At 69.9% G+C, this 625-nt stretch carries 1 protein-coding gene; it reads left to right on the top strand.

Going from position 1 to position 625, the window contains the following annotated elements:
- Positions 1 to 625 (top strand): condensation domain-containing protein (locus NFL01S_RS33870; RefSeq protein WP_245671008.1); only part of this gene is annotated, 625 nt, incomplete at both ends.

Here is a 625-nt window from a genome sequence, read left to right as displayed (position 1 = left end):
TCCGGAGACCGAGTCGGGTCCGGTACAGGTCGTCCTGCCGGTCGGCCGGGCGGTACCGCAGCTCGCGGTGCGGTCGGTGGCCGCCGATGAGGTTGTTGCGGCCGTAGCGGAATTGGCGTCGACCGGATTCGACGTGACCGGCGAGGTCCCGCTGCGGGTCGCACTGTTCCAGGTGGGCGAAACACCGGGTACGGCCCCCGGCGCCGGCGCGCCGGCCGGTGAATTCGTGCTGGCGATGGTGGTGCACCACATCTCCGGTGACGGTTCCTCGGTCGCCCCGCTGGCCCGGGACGTGATGACCGCCTATGCCGCGCGGATCGCGGGTGAGGCTCCGGGCTGGGCACCGTTGCCGGTGCAGTACGCCGATTTCAGTATCTGGCAGCGCAACCTGCTCGGCGACGAATCGGATCCGGGTTCGCTGGCGGCCGAGCAGATCGGGTACTGGGAGTCGGCGCTTGCCGGGATCCCGGATCAGCTCGACCTGCCGGCGGATCGTCCGCGTCCGGTGGTGCAGTCCTACAGTGGCGGCCAGGTCGCCGTCCAGATCGACGCCGAAACCCATGCCGGTTTGCAGCGGGTGGCGCAGCAGCAGAATGCCACCTTGTTCATGGTGGCGCACACCGCG

The organism is Nocardia flavorosea NBRC 108225, from assembly GCF_001613385.1.
GTDB classification, from domain to species: Bacteria; Actinomycetota; Actinomycetes; order Mycobacteriales; family Mycobacteriaceae; genus Nocardia; species Nocardia flavorosea.
The sequence above is the reverse complement of the archived record's forward strand: the minus strand, read 5'-3'. Positions and strand labels throughout refer to the sequence as shown.